The organism is Reyranella sp. (assembly GCF_965227665.1).
GTDB lineage: Bacteria > Pseudomonadota > Alphaproteobacteria > Reyranellales > Reyranellaceae > Reyranella.
This window is the reverse complement of sequence record NZ_OZ245767.1, coordinates 2002929-2017289: the sequence shown is the minus strand read 5'-3', so window position 1 is coordinate 2017289 and position 14361 is coordinate 2002929. Positions and strand designations below refer to the sequence as shown.

General features: G+C 66.7%; 16 protein-coding genes. 6 read left to right on the top strand and 10 right to left on the bottom strand.

The window, feature by feature from the left end:
- The first annotated feature begins 29 nt into the window (after positions 1-29).
- From xseA to ACO07I_RS09745, 4 genes are all read left to right on the top strand, one after another.
- Complete coding sequence (gene xseA / locus ACO07I_RS09760) at positions 30-1553, top strand: exodeoxyribonuclease VII large subunit (RefSeq protein WP_422016736.1); 1524 nt, start codon at positions 30-32, stop codon at positions 1551-1553.
- Positions 1554-1709: 156 nt separating this feature from the next.
- Complete coding sequence (locus ACO07I_RS09755; RefSeq protein WP_422016734.1) at positions 1710-2060, top strand: endonuclease domain-containing protein; 351 nt, start codon at positions 1710-1712, stop codon at positions 2058-2060.
- 33 nt (positions 2061-2093) lie between these two features.
- Positions 2094-2825, top strand: a complete 732-nt coding sequence (locus tag ACO07I_RS09750) for a ribonuclease activity regulator RraA (RefSeq protein WP_422016732.1) — start codon at positions 2094-2096, stop codon at positions 2823-2825.
- Positions 2826-2835: 10 nt separating this feature from the next.
- On the top strand, positions 2836-3270 hold the full coding sequence (locus ACO07I_RS09745) for a hypothetical protein (protein ID WP_422016730.1): 435 nt from the start codon (positions 2836-2838) through the stop codon (positions 3268-3270).
- Here ACO07I_RS09745 and ACO07I_RS09740 read toward each other — a convergent pair.
- The 5 genes from ACO07I_RS09740 to ACO07I_RS09720 all read right to left on the bottom strand — a co-directional run bounded on the left by ACO07I_RS09740 (position 3267) and on the right by ACO07I_RS09720 (position 6373).
- A complete protein-coding gene (locus ACO07I_RS09740; RefSeq protein ID WP_422016728.1) occupies positions 3267-3671 on the bottom strand; it encodes a RidA family protein in 405 nt (134 codons plus the stop codon). The genes ACO07I_RS09745 and ACO07I_RS09740 overlap by 4 nt on opposite strands.
- A gap of 21 nt (positions 3672-3692) precedes the next feature.
- A complete protein-coding gene (locus tag ACO07I_RS09735) occupies positions 3693-4073 on the bottom strand; it encodes a VOC family protein (RefSeq protein WP_422016726.1) in 381 nt (126 codons plus the stop codon).
- 81 nt (positions 4074-4154) lie between these two features.
- A complete protein-coding gene (locus ACO07I_RS09730; RefSeq protein ID WP_298310067.1) occupies positions 4155-4415 on the bottom strand; it encodes a hypothetical protein in 261 nt (86 codons plus the stop codon).
- A gap of 88 nt (positions 4416-4503) precedes the next feature.
- Positions 4504-5556, bottom strand: coding sequence for a glycosyltransferase family 4 protein (locus ACO07I_RS09725; protein WP_422016723.1), 1053 nt, complete (start codon positions 5554-5556; stop codon positions 4504-4506).
- 4 nt (positions 5557-5560) lie between these two features.
- On the bottom strand, positions 5561-6373 hold the full coding sequence (locus ACO07I_RS09720; protein ID WP_422016721.1) for a UDP-2,3-diacylglucosamine diphosphatase: 813 nt from the start codon (positions 6371-6373) through the stop codon (positions 5561-5563).
- A gap of 124 nt (positions 6374-6497) precedes the next feature.
- Between ACO07I_RS09720 and ACO07I_RS09715 the strand changes: the two genes are divergently transcribed.
- A complete protein-coding gene (locus ACO07I_RS09715) occupies positions 6498-7433 on the top strand; it encodes a diacylglycerol/lipid kinase family protein (protein ID WP_422016719.1) in 936 nt (311 codons plus the stop codon).
- Between the two features lie 7 nt (positions 7434-7440).
- On the opposite strand, the gene ACO07I_RS09710 is transcribed toward ACO07I_RS09715, so the two are convergent.
- The 5 genes from ACO07I_RS09710 to ACO07I_RS09690 all read right to left on the bottom strand — a co-directional run bounded on the left by ACO07I_RS09710 (position 7441) and on the right by ACO07I_RS09690 (position 12996).
- Positions 7441-8661, bottom strand: coding sequence for a lytic murein transglycosylase (locus tag ACO07I_RS09710; protein WP_422016717.1), 1221 nt, complete (start codon positions 8659-8661; stop codon positions 7441-7443).
- Positions 8662-8674: 13 nt separating this feature from the next.
- Positions 8675-10324, bottom strand: coding sequence for a TldD/PmbA family protein (locus ACO07I_RS09705; RefSeq protein WP_422016715.1), 1650 nt, complete (start codon positions 10322-10324; stop codon positions 8675-8677).
- 16 nt (positions 10325-10340) lie between these two features.
- Positions 10341-10559 (bottom strand): hypothetical protein, encoded by a 219-nt coding sequence (locus tag ACO07I_RS09700; RefSeq protein WP_422016713.1) that lies wholly within the window; start codon positions 10557-10559, stop codon positions 10341-10343.
- Between the two features lie 136 nt (positions 10560-10695).
- Positions 10696-12414 carry a 2-isopropylmalate synthase gene (gene leuA / locus ACO07I_RS09695; protein WP_422016711.1) on the bottom strand — a complete coding sequence of 573 codons (1719 nt, stop codon included), beginning with the start codon at positions 12412-12414 and terminating at the stop codon, positions 10696-10698.
- 276 nt (positions 12415-12690) lie between these two features.
- Positions 12691-12996 (bottom strand): hypothetical protein, encoded by a 306-nt coding sequence (locus ACO07I_RS09690; protein WP_422016709.1) that lies wholly within the window; start codon positions 12994-12996, stop codon positions 12691-12693.
- Positions 12997-13119: 123 nt separating this feature from the next.
- Between ACO07I_RS09690 and ACO07I_RS09685 the strand changes: the two genes are divergently transcribed.
- Positions 13120-14316 carry a CaiB/BaiF CoA transferase family protein gene (locus ACO07I_RS09685; protein WP_422016707.1) on the top strand — a complete coding sequence of 399 codons (1197 nt, stop codon included), beginning with the start codon at positions 13120-13122 and terminating at the stop codon, positions 14314-14316.
- Positions 14317-14361: the final 45 nt, after the last annotated feature.

Here is a 14361-nt window from a genome sequence, read left to right as displayed (position 1 = left end):
GGCGGCACAAGCGGCTAGGTTCGGCCGACATGGATAACCTCGACGCCCCGGCAGCCCCCTCGAACGTCCCGGAATTCTCGGTTTCCGAGCTGTCCTTCGCCCTGAAACGCGAGATCGAAACCGCGTTTCCGCGGGTGCGGGTGCGCGGCGAGATCAGCCAGCCCTCCTTCCCGCGCTCGGGCCACTGCTACTTCCGCCTCAAGGACGAGAATGCCGTGATCGACGGCGTCTGCTGGAAGGGCTCGATCCCGCGGCTCGGCATCAAGATCGAGGAAGGGCTGGAGGTCATCGCGACCGGCAAGCTCACCACCTATGCCGGCTCCTCGCGCTACCAGATCATCGTCGAGCGGCTGGAACTGGCCGGCGAAGGCGCGCTGCTCAAGCTGCTGGAGGACCGCCGCAAGAAGCTGCAGGCCGAGGGCCTGTTCGACGCCGAGCGCAAACGCCCGCTGCCCTACCTGCCGCAGACGGTGGGCGTCGTGACCTCGCCGTCCGGTGCCGTCATCCGCGACATCCTGCATCGCCTCAGCGACCGCTTTCCCTGCCACGTGCTGGTCTGGCCGGTGGCGGTCCAGGGCGAGAAGGCGGCGGGCGAGGTGGCCCGCGCCATCGCCGGCTTCAACGCACTGCCCGAAGACGGTCCCGTGCCGCGGCCCGACGTGCTGATCGTGGCGCGCGGCGGCGGCTCGCTCGAGGACCTGTGGGCCTTCAACGAGGAGATCGTGGTGCGCGCCGCCGCGAGTTCCGGGATTCCACTGATCTCCGCCGTCGGCCACGAGACCGACACGACCCTGATCGACTTCGCCTCGGACCGCCGCGCGCCCACGCCGAGCGCCGCCGCCGAGATGGCGGTGCCGGTGCGCGCCGACCTGATGACCGAGACGCTCGACTATGCAAAGCGCCTGGTCGGCGGCATGACGCGCCTGCTGCGCGAGCAGTCGATGGAACTGGCCGGCCTCGCCCGCGGCCTCGGAGATCCGCGCCGTCTGATCGAGGAGCGGCAGCAGCGGGTCGATGTCAGTGGCGAGCGGCTGGCGCTCGCGGCGCGCCAGCTGGTCGAGCGGCGCGCGCATCAGCTCTCGGCCGCCCGCCTGGTGAGCCCGCAGGCGGTGATCGCCGCCAAGGAACAGGCGCTGGTCGCCGAAGGCCGCGCGCTCACCCGCGCCGTCGATCGCTTCAAGAGCGACGCGCTGCAGAAGTACGCGCGCGCCTTCGACCGGCTGGATCAGCTGGGCGACCGGCTGAAGCGTCACGGCAACGAGCTGCTGCTGAACGGCCAGCGTCAGGTCGACCAGGCAGCCAAGCTCCTGGAAAGCTACTCCTTCCACTCCGTGCTCAACCGCGGCTTCGCCCTGGTGCGCGACCAGGACGGCCAACCCGTCCTCGCGGCCGCCGGCACCAGCGCCGGCCAGACGATCAGCATCGAATTCAACGACGGCCGCGTCGGCGCCCGTGTTACCGATGGCGCCGGTGCGCCGAAGCCGGTTGCGACTCCGCCCGCACCGCCCAAGCGGCGCGACGGCGGCACTGGCAATCAAGGGTCCTTGCTGTAGCCTTCCCCCTCCCTAGCCCTCCCCCGTATGACGGGGGCGGGGACATGAACTCTTATTCCCGCCCCCGTCATACGGGGGAGGGCTAGGGAGGGGGAGAGCAACCCATGATTGTCTACTCGTCATAATTTCGTCCATTCGTAGCGTTTCACTGACGAGATGAAGAGCTACGCCCAGGACCTCCGCAACAACGCCACCGAACCCGAGCGTGTCCTGTGGAACCGCCTCCGACGTCGTCAACTCAACGGCTTCAGGTTCCGCCGCCAGCACCCAATCGGCCGCTACATCTGCGATTTCGTCTGCCTCGAGGCTGCGGTCGTCGTCGAACTCGATGGCAGCCAGCACGTGACGGACGTACGGTACGACGCCAACCGCGATGCCTTCCTGCGGTCGACCGGTTTTCGCGTGCTGCGCTTCTGGAATGGCGACGTGCTGTCCCGCACCGACTCCGTGGTCGAAACGATTTTCGAGGCGCTGTATCGTCCCGAGATGGAGGGGCGCTTCGATTGAAGTTTTCCTCGATGAATCGAGGAGAGGGCGCCAATGACCGCTGAACCGCTTTCGGCCGAGACGATCAAGAACTTCCTGTATGCGAGCACGGCGACCGTCTCGATGCAGATGTTGAAGCGGGGCTTTCGCAACGTCGCGGTGAACGGGGTCAAGCCGCTTAATCCGGCGGCGGCGCGGATCGTCGGGCCGGCCTATACGCTGCGCTACATTCCCAGCCGCGAGGATATCGACAAGGCGCCGAGCCCCAGCGATCCGCCGAATGCGCAACGCACGGCGATCGAGGAATCGCCGCCGGGTTCCGTGCTGGTGATCGGCACCGAGGGCAACACGCGCTCCGGCACGCTGGGCGACATCCTGGCGCTGCGGCTCAAGGTGCGCGGGCTCGCGGGCGTGCTGAGCGACGGGGCGATGCGCGATTCGCCGGTGATCGGCACGTTCGACTTTCCGGTCTATTGCCGTGCCGCCGCCGCGCCGCCCAGCATGGCCAACCTGCGGCCCGTGGAAGTGCAGGTGCCGGTCGGCATCCGCGGCGTCCCCGTCTATCCCGGCGACGTCATTGTGGCCGACGAGGACGGCGCCATCGTCGTGCCCCGCCATCTCGCCGACGAGGTGGCGCGCGATTCCTTCGAGCAGGAACGGCTGGAGAAGTTCGTCGCGATCCGGGTGGGGCAGGGCCATCCCATCGCCGGCACCTATCCGCCGAACGACGAGACGAAGAAACTCTATCAGGCTTGGATCAAGGCCGGTGAGCCTGCCGGCGGGTGAGGAGGTTCTAATGCGTGTTTCATCGATCGCCGTGCTGCTGATGCTCGGCCTGGCCGCTTGCGAAGGCTCGAACGTGGCGATGGCGCCGCCGGGCCAGGACATTGCCGGCAAGCAGTTCGCGCCGCCGCCGCCCGGCATGGGTGCGGTCTATTTCTTCAATCCGTCGACGGCAAGCCCGGTGCTCAACGTCACGGCGAACGGCCAGGAGATCGGGCGTCTCGGCACGCAGACCTGGATGCGCACGGAACTGGCCGCGGGCCCCTACACGCTACGCTGCCGCGGTGGCGGTTCGGCCAATGCGATGAACATCGAGATCGCGCCCGGCAACATCCGCTACGTCGATGTGCAGATGCTGCCCGGCCAGTATGTCTGCAGCATTCGCGAGACCGACCCGGGCTCGGGGCAGGCGGGCGTGATGAGCGGTAGCCGCGCGGCGCAGTACTAGGCCGCCGCCGAGGGAATGCGGGCGATGACCTTGAGCTCGAAGTCGAAGCCCGCCAGCCAGGTGACGCCGACCGCCGTCCAGTTCGGATAGGGCGCCTCACCGATCTCCTCGTCGCGCACCTTCATCACCGTCTCGAATTGCGCTTCGGGGTTGGTGTGGAAGGAGGTGACGTCCACCACGTCGTCGAACGTGCAGCCGGCGGCCGCCAGCACCGCGCGCAGATTGGTGAAGGCCCGCCGGACCTGATTCTCGAAGACCGGTTCTGGCGATCCGTCGTCGCGGCTGCCGACCTGCCCCGACACGAAGAGAAGATCGCCCGAGCGGATGGCCGGGGAATATTTGTGAGCGTTGTAGAGGGCGTGCCGGCCGTTCGCCGGGAAGACCGCGTCGCGTTTGCCCATGTCGTAAATCCTTTTGAAGCCCTAAGCCGGAGAATCGCCGTAGGGTGTGGTGATGAGTTCGAGCATGTGGCCGCAGGGATCCTCGAAATAGACACCCCGGCCCCCGTAGAGATGGTTGATCTCCCCCGGGCCGCTCTTGTTGGGATGGGCGTAGTAGGGGATGCCGGCGTGCCGGATCCGCGCAAACGAGGCATCGAATTCCGCGTCGTCGACGAGGAAGGCGTAGTGGGTCGTGCTGGGATGGGGCGTGCCGATGAAGTCGAGGGTAACGCCGTTCGACATCTGCACCGGGCGGAACGGACCCCATTGCGGGCCGGCTTCGACGCCCAGGATGCCGGCCAGGAACTCGGCCGACGCATCCTTGTCCTTCGCGTGGACGATCAGGTGATTGAGGGCTGGCATCGAAGTCCTCCTGCGGTGTCCTGAACGTAGGCAGGCCGCGGATGACTTCAACCGGTTACGCGCCGGTGATCGGCGGAGCGATCAGCCGCCGCCCTTCTCGCAGACGAAGGCCTTGAAGGTGATGATGTCGCTGGGGACACCCTTCTCCTTGCAGTATTCCTCGAATTCCTGCGGCGTCACCGGCACCATCTTGATGGCGTGACGACGGCTGCGCCAGTCGGACATGCGGCTCATCTCCTTCAGATGCCAGTCGGCATAGGAGCTGAGCGGATAGTGTTTCACGATGCGCTGCAGCACCTCGTGGTCGGATGCGGTCACTTTGGCGAAGTACTGGATGGCCATGCCGGTCTGCCCTCAGGAATGCGGACGCCGCATCTACTCTTCCTCGGGGGTGGGCCGCAACCCACAATGAACGGGGGCAATATGTCGCTCAGGGGGCGGCGGCGTCGGGCAGCACGCGATTGCGCAAGGGCTGCCAGTGACGACGCGGAATGACCTGCAGCGCCTCCAGGAACTGCCGCGCACAGCGTTCCCAGGTGAAGGTTTCCGCATGGCGGCGGCAATCCTTGGGATCGCGCGACACCGCGGCGAGGCAGGCTGTGCGCAGATCCTTGTCGAGCGCACCGACCCTGGAATCGGTCACGACATCGAGCGGTCCGGGCACGGGATATCCGGCGACCGGCACGCCGGAGGCCAGCGCCTCGACCATCACGAGGCCGAACGTGTCCGTGATGCTCGGGAAGACGAAGCAGTCTGCCTGTGCATAGCGATATGAGAGCTCGGCGGAGTCGACTGAGCCGAAGAACCGTGCATTCGCGTAGCGGCGCTGCAGCGACTTGAGCTGCGGCCCGCCGCCCACCACCCATTTGGTGCCGGGTAGGTCGAGGTCGAGGAAGGCCTCGATGTTCTTCTCGATGGCGACGCGGCCGGCGTAGAGCCAGATCGGGCGGGGATCGCCGATATCCTCATGCGGCTGCGGCTTGAACGCGGTGATGTCGACGCCGCGCGACCACGGCACGAGGTTCCTGAAGCCGCGCGCGCTCAGTTCGTCGCGAATCGCCGGCGACACGACCAGCACCCCGGCGGAAGGCGCGTGGAACCAGCGCACGAAGGCGTAGCTCCACGCGAGCGGCACCCGGATGCGGGCGCGGACATATTCGGGAAAGCGCGTGTGATAGGCGGTCGTGAAGGGAATGCCGCGGCGCCGGCAGAAGCCGCGCGCTGCCCAGCCGAGCGGCCCCTCGGTGACGATATGGATGGCATCGGGCGCGAACAGCTGCAGCATGTGGCTGAGCCGCGAGGACGGAAACAGCGACAGCCTGATCTCGGGATAGGTCGGACAGGGCAGGGTGCGGAAGCGGTCGGGGCCGAACACCTCGACCTCGTGGCCTTCGGCGCGAAGAATGCGCGCCACCGTCTCGAGCGTGCGGACGACGCCGTTGATCTGGGGCCGCCAGGCGTCTGAAACGATGGCGATGCGCAAGCGTCTACTCCGCGGCGAGTCGAACTTGGGACAGCGGCAGGCGCGAGGCGCGGCGGGCCATCTCGTCGGCCCAGTGGACGATGCGCAGGCGGCCGTCGAAATCCTCGACCAGCGCGGTGCAGCTCTCGACCCAGTCGCCATCGTTGCAGTAGAGCACGCCGTCGATCATGCGCATCTCGGCGTGATGGATGTGCCCGCATACGACGCCATCGACGCCGCGGCGCCGGGCTTCGCTTGCCACCGCCTTCTCGTAGTCGTTGATGAACTGCACCGCGTTCTTCACCCGGTGCTTCAGGAACGCCGAGAGCGACCAGTAGGGCAGGCCGAGCTTGCGCCGTCCCCAGTTGAAGATCGTGTTGAGGCGCAGGGCCGCGGCATAGGCCCAGTCGCCGAGGATGGCGAGCCAGCGCGCGTAGCGCACGATGCCGTCGAACTGATCGCCATGGATCACCAGCAGTTTCCTGCCGTCGGGCGTCTCGTGGATCGCCTCGTCCTCGACCCGCACGTCGCCGAAGGTGAGCTGGCAATATTGCCGGGCGGCTTCGTCGTGGTTGCCGGGGATATAGACCACGTTGGTGCCCTTGCGGGCCTTGCGCATGATCTTCTGAACCACGTCGTTGTGGCTCTGCGGCCAGTACCACCAGCGCTTGAGGCGCCAGCCGTCGACGATGTCGCCCACCAGGTAGAGATGCTCGCTCTCGTTCTTCCGCAGGAAGTCGAGCAGCAAGTCGGCCTGGCAGCCGCGCGTGCCGAGATGGATGTCGGACAGGAAGATCGCCCTGTGACGGGCGGGCTGGTTTCGCTCGTGGAGCGTCATGATACAGGCACGGTCATGTGGATAGTGTCGGGCCGGCACTAAATCTGTTGTGCGAGATTGCACGGTACGCATGGGATTGTGTAAGGGAGCCGTTGCGTGGAGGTGTATCGGTTGTGACTGTTCGATGACATTCGCCTCAATCACCGGCGCTGCCCCATCGGTGCTTCTCATTTTCAATCCGACGGCTGGCCGGCGCCGCCGCGGGCTGGTCGATGCGGTCGTGCGCCACGTCAGATCCCTGGGCTGGACGGTCGATGTCGTCGAGACGGCGGCGCCGGGCGATGCGCGCCGCCTTGCCGAACAGTGCGATGCCGGACGCTATGGTGTGATCGCGGTCGCGGGCGGCGACGGGACGATCAACGAGGTGGTGAACGGCCTCGCCGCCCGCGCCGCCACGGCGCCGCCGCTCGCCCTCGTGCCGCTGGGGACCGCCAACGTGCTGGCGCACGAGCTGGGACTGGGCTCGACCGCCTCAGCGCTCGCCCAGGCCATCACGGCCGGCCGCGAGGTGCTGATGCATCCGGGCCAGGCCAGTGGCGTCGGCCGCCCGCGTTGCTTCTCCCTGATGGCCGGCGCAGGCTTCGATGCCAAGGTGGTGGCGGGCGTCACTGCGCCGCTGAAACGCCGCTGGGGCAAGATCGCCTATGTCTGGCGCTCGCTGATCGAGGCCAGGCGCTACCGGCCGGTGCGCTATGCCGTCGAGATCGACGGTGTTCGTCACGAGGCCGCGTCAGTGATCGTGACGCACGCCCGCCACTATGCCGGCCCCTATGTCGTGGCGCCGGAAGCGTCGCTCGATGCCCCGCTGTTGCATGTTTGCCTGTTCGAGCGCTGGGGCTGGGTGCACGCTCTGCGCTTCGGCGCGGCACTGGTGCTTGGCACGCTGCCGAAGACACCCGGTTATCGTGTCGTCGCCGGGCGCGAGGTCAGGATCTCGGTCCTGAACGATGCCGGCGAACGGCGTCGCCAGCCGGTCCAGATCGACGGCGACGACGCGCTGACCCTGCCCGTGTCGATCGGTCTCTCGACCGAAACGGTGCGTCTGCTGAGGCCGGCCTAAGGCGCCGTTACTGGACGGCCTGCAGGCGGCGTACCGACTCCTGCGTCGGATGGCCGTCGGCCGGCAGCGCCTGCTGCTGCTGGAACAGGCGCAGGGCCGAACGGGTCTTGGGGCCCAACAGCCCGTCGGCCTCGTCCTTGTAGAGGCCGAGACGCGCCAGGCGCATCTGCATGTCGATCACCGTGTTGCGCGAGATCGGCGCATCGTCCGCCGGGGCCTGCTGTTGCACCGGCGGGCCGCCGGCGATCTGGCGGGCCAGGATGCCGACTGACAGGGCGTAGAGCGTCGAGCGGTTCCAGTTCATCACCGCCTTGAAGTTCGGATAGATGATGAAGGCGGGGCCGCGGAAGCCGGCAGGCAGCAGGATCGAGGCGGCGTCGTCGACCGCGGGCAGCGCACCGCCGTTCATCTTCTTGACGCCCATCGACGCCCAGGTCTTCACCGGCTTCTCGACCGTCGTGTCGGCCTGGTCGAGCGGGAATCCCTGGGGCAGCATTACCTCCTCGCTCGAGGGGAGGCCGGGCTTGAAGCCGACGCCGCGCAGGTAGTTGGACGCCGAGGCGAAGGCGTCGGGCAGGCTGTTCCAGATGTCGATCCGGCCGTTGCCGTCGCGGTCGACCGCCCACCGGGTAAAGGTCGAAGGCATGAACTGCATGTTGCCCATGGCGCCGGCCCACGAGCCGCGCATCTGGTCGCTGGTCATGTGGTTGCTGTTGAGGATGCGCAGCGCCTGGACCGTCTCGTTGCTGAAGAACTCGCGGCGCTTGGTCATGCAGGCCAGCGTTGCGACGGACCGCACCACACGGAAGTCGCCCATATAGGTGCCGTAGTTGGTCTCGATGCCCCAGAAGGCCATGATGTATTGCGGCGGGATACCGTATTCGGCCTGCAGCTGGTCGAGCAGGGCGCGGTGCTGCGCCATCTTCTGCTGACCCTTCTGGATGCGATCGAGCGAAACCGTGCCGCCGACATACTTGGCATAGGTCAGCGAGAATTCGGGCTGGCGGTTGTCGAGATCGACGACCTTCTGGTCGGGCGTCAGTCCCTGGAAGGCGCCATCGATGACCGATGCCGGTACGCCCTGCTTCAGCGCATCGGCCTTGATGCCGGCCAGGCAGTCGCGGAAGCCGCCATCCTGGGCTTGCGCGGGCGCAGCCCCGAGGAAGGCGGGGCTGCAGATAAGCGCCGTCGTTGCGGCGAGAATTCGTGCATTGGGCATGAAGGTCATGCCCGACAGTTTATCACGAGCCGGCGACGGTCAGCCCTTCAATTCTCACGGTCGGGGCGTTGGTCGAGCTCTTGAATTCGAGGTCGTTGGCGGCCGTCATGTTGAGGAACATGTCCTTCAGATTGCCGGCGACGGTGATGCCGCTCACCGGCCAGGCAAGCTCGCCGTTCTCGATCCAGAAGCCCGAGGCGCCGCGGCTGTAGTCGCCGGTCACGCCGTTGACACCGAAGCCGATCATGTCGGTGATGTAGAGGCCGCTCTTGATGTCGCCGATCAGCTCCTTCACCGACAGCTTGCCCTTCTCGAGATAGAAATTCGAGGTCGTGGGCGAGGGCGGACCGGAGACGCCGCGCGAGGCGTGGCCGGTCGGCTTGAGGTTGAGCTGGCGTGCGGCCGCGAGGTCGAGCAGCCAGGTGGTCAGCACGCCGTCGTCGATCACCGCGCGGCGCGAGGTCGCCAGGCCCTCGGCGTCGAACGGGCGGCTGCCCAGCCCGCGCTTGCGCAGGGGATTGTCCAGGATGCGGATGCCCTCGGCGAACACGCGCTCGCCCATCTTGTCCTTCAGGAACGAGGTGCCGCGCGCCACGGCGCGACCGTTGATGGCGCCGGCGAGATGGCCGATCAGGCCGCCCGAGACGCGGCGATCGTAGATCACCGGCACGCGCGCGCTCTGCGCCTTGCGCGGGTTGAGGCGGCGCACCACGAACTTGCCGGCGTTGCGGCCGACCTTGGCGGCCGACATCAGGTCCTCGAGATGGACCGCGCTGGTCCATTCATAGTCGCGCTCCATGCCTGTGCCTTCGCCGCCCAGCACCGAGCAGGACAGCGAGAAGCCGCTGCGGCTGTAGCCGCCCGAGAAGCCGTTGCTGGCCGCCAGCATCACCGAGGTGCGGCCCCAGCCGGCCTCGGCGCCTTCGGAATTGGTCACGCCCTTCACGGCGCGTGCCGCATCCTCGGCCTCGGAGGCCATGGCGATCAGCTTCTTGGCCGTCGGGCGCGTCCTGTCGTCGAGGTCGAGGTCGGGCCACGAGCGGGCCAGCAATTCCTCGGGCGCGAGGCCGCAGACCGGGTCTTCCGGCACGGCGCGCGCCATGTCGACCGCGCGGCTCGCCAGTTCCCGCAGCGAGGCCGGCGCGAAGTCGGTCGAGGAGACGAAGGCCTGGCGCTTGCCCACGAACACGCGCAGGCCGAGGTCGCGGCCCTCGCTGCTTTCGAGCTTCTCGCGCTTGCCCAGCCGCTGCGCGACCGAGATCGACTCGCCGTTGACGTAGAGCGCGTCGGCCGCGTCCGCGCCGAAGTCCTTCGCCCACTTCAGCAGGTCGGACAGGAGATTGGGGTCGAGTGCGCCGGCTGGGTGCGTGTTGCGCGCGATCTTCACGGCCGCCTTGGTGACGGGTTTCGGCACAGGCTTGCGCGCGGGCGATTTCGCGATCTTTGGCGCCGGGCGCTTGGCGACCTTCGGAGCCACCTTCTCGATCTTCTTCGGAGCGGCTTTCTTTGGAGCAGCCTTCTTCGGCGCGACCTTCTTAGGCACTAGCTTCTCAGGCGCTGCCTTCTTGGGCGCGGCCTTCTTCACCACCTTCCGGGTGGCGGGCTTTGCCGACTTCTTCGCAGCCGGCTTCTTCGGGGAGGATTTGGGGGCGGTCTTTTTCGCTTTGGCCATGAGGCCGTTCTACGCGCTATCGGCCCGTGTCGTCGAGATAGTAGGAGAAGAACAACACGCCGGTCGCAGCGATACCGAGTGTCCAGAATGTGGCACGCACGAGATCGGCGATCATCGCCTGGTCGGGCCACAGGCGGGTCACCGCATCGCCCACGAACTGGTGGCCGAGGATGCCGATCATCGCGCCCAGCGTGAGGGAAATCGCGGCGTTCCAGACGTGACGGGCGCCGCGCATGAACGGGCCTTCGGCCCGCCGGCGTGTCGCAACAGGATCGGGAAGCGCCACTTCTTCAGTCCATGGTCGTTGCGGGGCGCGCGGAAGGTCTCCCGCACGCCCCGATGCTATCGCCCGCCTTGAAGCGGCGGTACCGCTATTTGAGCGCCGCGGCGCGGTTGGCGGCGCAGGTCACGGCCTTGAGCGAGGCCGCCACGATGTTCGAGTCCATGCCGACTCCCCACAGGACCTTGCCGCCGGGCGTCTCGGCCTCGATGAAGCTGACGGCCTGGGCGTCGGAACCGGCGCCCGTGGCGTGCTGGTGATAGTCGCGCACCCGGATCTGGATGCCGCAATTCTTGCCCAGCGCATCGACATAGCCCGCGATCGGACCGTTGCCGCGGCCCGAGATGGTCGCCGGCTTGCCGTTGAAGGTCACCTTGGCATCGAGAAGCCGCACGTCGGCGTGATCGGGGTCGGGCACGGTCGTGTGGCTGTCGAACGCCACCGGCGAGGCGTTCTCCAGATACTCCTTGCGGAACGTGTCCCAGATCAGGGCCGGCTGGATCTCCTTGCCGGTCTCGTCGGCGATCTGCTGGATCACCTTGGAGAACTCGACCTGCAGCAACCGCGGCATGTCGATGCCGTAGTCGCTCTTCAGGATGTAGGCGATGCCGCCCTTGCCCGACTGGCTGTTGATGCGGATGATCGCCTCGTAGCTGCGGCCGAGATCGGCCGGATCGATCGGCAGGTAGGGGACTTCCCAGACCTTGCTGTTCGACGCCTCGAGCGACTTGAAGCCCTTGTTGATCGCGTCCTGGTGCGAGCCCGAGAAGGCAGTGAAGACGAGGTCGCCGCCATAGGGATGGCGCGGATGGACGGGCAGCTGGTTGCAGTATTCGACCGTCTGGCGGATCTCGTTGATGTTCGAGAAGTCGATCTCGGGATCCACGCCTTGCGTGAACATGTTGAGGCCCAGGGTGACCAGGTCGACGTTGCCGGTGCGCTCGCCGTTGCCGAACAGGCAGCCCTCGATGCGGTCGGCGCCGGCCATGTAGCCGAGCTCGGCCGCCGCCACGCCGGTGCCGCGGTCGTTGTGCGGATGCAGGCTGAGGATGATCGAATCGCGATCCTTGAAGTTGCGGTGGCACCATTCGATCTGGTCGGCATAGACGTTGGCCGACGACATCTCGACCGTGGCCGGCAGGTTGAAGATCATCTTCTTCTGCGGCGTCGGCTTGTAGACGTCCGCGACGGCGGCGCAGATGTCGCGGGCGAATTCGAGCTCGGTGCCGGTGAAGCTCTCGGGGGAATACTCGAACACCCACTCGGTCGCGGGATCGGCGTCGGCCATCTGCTTGACCAGCTTGGCGCCCGTCACGGCGATATCGATGATGCCGGCCGTGTCGAGGCCGAACACGACGCGGCGCTGCAGGGTCGAGGTCGAGTTGTAGAGATGGACGATGACGCGCCTGGCGCCGCGGCAGGCCTCGAACGTGCGCTCGATCAACTCGGGCCGGCTCTGCGTCAGCACCTGGATGGTGACGTCGTCGGGGATCATCTTCTTCTCGATGAGCTCACGCACGAACTCGAAGTCGGTCTCCGAAGCGGCGGGGAAGCCGATCTCGATTTCCTTGAAGCCCATGTCGCAGAGCAACTTGAACATCCGCGTCTTTCGGTCGGAGTCCATCGGCTCGATCAGCGCCTGGTTGCCGTCGCGCAGATCGACCGCGCACCAGATCGGCGGCTTGGTGATCACGGCGTTCGGCCACTTGCGGTCGGGCAGGGGCACGGGCTTGAAGGGCACGTACTTCTCGGCCGCAATCGGCATCATGGGCTTCTGGGGATTGGTGACGTGAGAGTTTTGGGATGACATGACGTAGCTCCTCGCGCCGCGCACGGCCGTATGGCTCAAACGAACACTGCGATGGATGGAATTGAGGCGGCGACTGGTTGGGTAAAACAGAGACGAACGACAAGCGATCCGCAGGGCCCTTCCGGTTTTCCCGGTCGGGCGGCGGATCAGCCAATAAGTCGTAGCGTCGTCAGTCGCAGCATGTTGGGCGCGACAATCGTCGATTTGCCGCCGGGCGTCAACCCGGCTTGTTTCCCTCCCCTTTGCGGAGTCCGCGAAGGGGAGGGGAAACGACGGTTAACGCAGCGGGACGTTCACGCCGATGCTGAGATTGCCGCCGGGATAGGCAGGCCCGTAGGCAGGGGCGTAGGCCACCGGCGGGGCATAGACGGGCGCCGGGTAAACGGCCACGGGGCGAGGCGCGTAGTAGACGCGGGGCGGCGGCTGCACGACCACGACCTCGCGATCATAGTGGTGATGGTGATGATGCTTGTGGTGCCCCCGGCCCTTCTTCCAGTCGCCGGCCATCGCTGCGGAGGCGGTGAGCATGACGGTGCCCGCCACAGCGAGCGAACCGGCAAGACGCAGGACCTCGATATTCATTTTTGCGGTCTCCTTTGCTGCAGGATGAAACGTCCTGCACCAGCCGGATGTTGCCTGTGAATTCGCCCTGGGATGGTGACCAACTTGTGGTAAGCGGGATCGAATAATCGGAGGAATCATCAGATGGCAGGTCCGTTGGACGGCGTTCGCATTCTCGACTGCACGACCGTCGTGCTGGGTCCGTGGGCGGCGCAGCAATTGGGCGATCTCGGGGCGGACGTCATCAAGATCGAACCGCCCGAAGGCGACACGACGCGCGTGCTGGGACCGGCGCGCAATCCCGGCATGTCGGCCTTCTATCTCGGCTGCAATCGTTCCAAGCGGTCGATCGTGCTCGACCTCAAGCAGGAGGCCGGCCGCGCCGCCCTGTTCAAGCTGGCCGAGACCGCCGATGTGCTGATGCACAATTATCGCCCCGGTCCCGCCAAGCGCCTCGGCGTCGAATACGAAGCCTTCGAGAAGATCAATCCGCGCCTCGTCTATCTGGCCACTTACGGCTATCGCGCCGCCGGTCCGATGGGCGCCAAGGCCGCGTATGACGACATCATCCAGGCCGGCTCCGGCCTGGCCGCGTTGCAGACCGTGGTCGCGGGCCAGCCGCGCTTCCTGCCGACGATCGTGGCCGACAAGACGAGTTCCAACGGCGTCGTCTCGGCCCTGCTCGCTGCCCTGTTCGCGCGCGAGCGCACCGGCAAGGGCCAGTCGGTCGAGGTGCCGATGTACGAGACACTGGTCTCCTTCGTGATGGTCGAGCATCTCTACGGCGAGACCTTCGAGCCGGCGCTCGACACGGCCGGCTACAAGCGCGTGCTCAACAAGGAGCGCCGTCCCTATCCGTCGAAGGACGGCTACTTCGCGCTGCTGCCGTACACCGACGGTCACTGGCGGGAGTTCTGCACCCTGGTCGGCCGCGAGGACCTCGCGCAGGACGAGCGGTTCCAGGGCATGGCCAACCGTCTGAAGAACGTCGAGCAATACTACGCGACCCTGGCCGGCCTGTGCGCCGAGCGCACCAACGCCGAATGGGTGGAGCTGCTGAAGAACTCCAACGTGCCGCACGGGCCGGTGAACACACTCGACGACCTGTTCGTCGATCCGCAGCTCGAGGCGACCGGCTTCTGGAAGCATGTCGATCATCCGACCGAGGGCAAGTTGCGCATGACCGACATCCCGCCGCGCTTCAGCAAGACCAAGCCGGAGATCACGCGCCTGCAGCCCCGGCTGGGCGAGCATAGTGTCGAGGTCCTGCAGGAGGCCGGGTTTACGCAGGGCGAGATCGACGCCATGCTCAAGTCGGGCGCGACCAGGACGGCCCCCTAACAACAGGCCGTCCCACAACGAGTCGCCGCCCATAGGGGGAGGCGA

Bases quoted from the DNA above. Each gene is read 5' to 3' on its own strand.
- ACO07I_RS09750 (WP_422016732.1), top strand. From the start codon at position 2,094: ATGACCGCTGAACCGCTTTCGGCCGAGACGATCAAGAACTTCCTGTAT.
- ACO07I_RS09685 (WP_422016707.1), top strand. From the start codon at position 13,120: ATGGCAGGTCCGTTGGACGGCGTTCGCATTCTCGACTGCACGACCGTC.
- ACO07I_RS09700 (WP_422016713.1), bottom strand. From the start codon at position 10,559: ATGCGCGGCGCCCGTCACGTCTGGAACGCCGCGATTTCCCTCACGCTG.
- ACO07I_RS09755 (WP_422016734.1), top strand. From the start codon at position 1,710: ATGAAGAGCTACGCCCAGGACCTCCGCAACAACGCCACCGAACCCGAG.
- xseA (WP_422016736.1), top strand. From the start codon at position 30: ATGGATAACCTCGACGCCCCGGCAGCCCCCTCGAACGTCCCGGAATTC.
- ACO07I_RS09705 (WP_422016715.1), bottom strand. From the start codon at position 10,324: ATGGCCAAAGCGAAAAAGACCGCCCCCAAATCCTCCCCGAAGAAGCCG.
- ACO07I_RS09740 (WP_422016728.1), bottom strand. From the start codon at position 3,671: ATGGGCAAACGCGACGCGGTCTTCCCGGCGAACGGCCGGCACGCCCTC.
- ACO07I_RS09690 (WP_422016709.1), bottom strand. From the start codon at position 12,996: ATGAATATCGAGGTCCTGCGTCTTGCCGGTTCGCTCGCTGTGGCGGGC.
- leuA (WP_422016711.1), bottom strand. From the start codon at position 12,414: ATGTCATCCCAAAACTCTCACGTCACCAATCCCCAGAAGCCCATGATG.
- ACO07I_RS09715 (WP_422016719.1), top strand. From the start codon at position 6,498: ATGACATTCGCCTCAATCACCGGCGCTGCCCCATCGGTGCTTCTCATT.
- ACO07I_RS09710 (WP_422016717.1), bottom strand. From the start codon at position 8,661: ATGACCTTCATGCCCAATGCACGAATTCTCGCCGCAACGACGGCGCTT.
- ACO07I_RS09745 (WP_422016730.1), top strand. From the start codon at position 2,836: ATGCGTGTTTCATCGATCGCCGTGCTGCTGATGCTCGGCCTGGCCGCT.
- ACO07I_RS09720 (WP_422016721.1), bottom strand. From the start codon at position 6,373: ATGACGCTCCACGAGCGAAACCAGCCCGCCCGTCACAGGGCGATCTTC.
- ACO07I_RS09735 (WP_422016726.1), bottom strand. From the start codon at position 4,073: ATGCCAGCCCTCAATCACCTGATCGTCCACGCGAAGGACAAGGATGCG.
- ACO07I_RS09730 (WP_298310067.1), bottom strand. From the start codon at position 4,415: ATGGCCATCCAGTACTTCGCCAAAGTGACCGCATCCGACCACGAGGTG.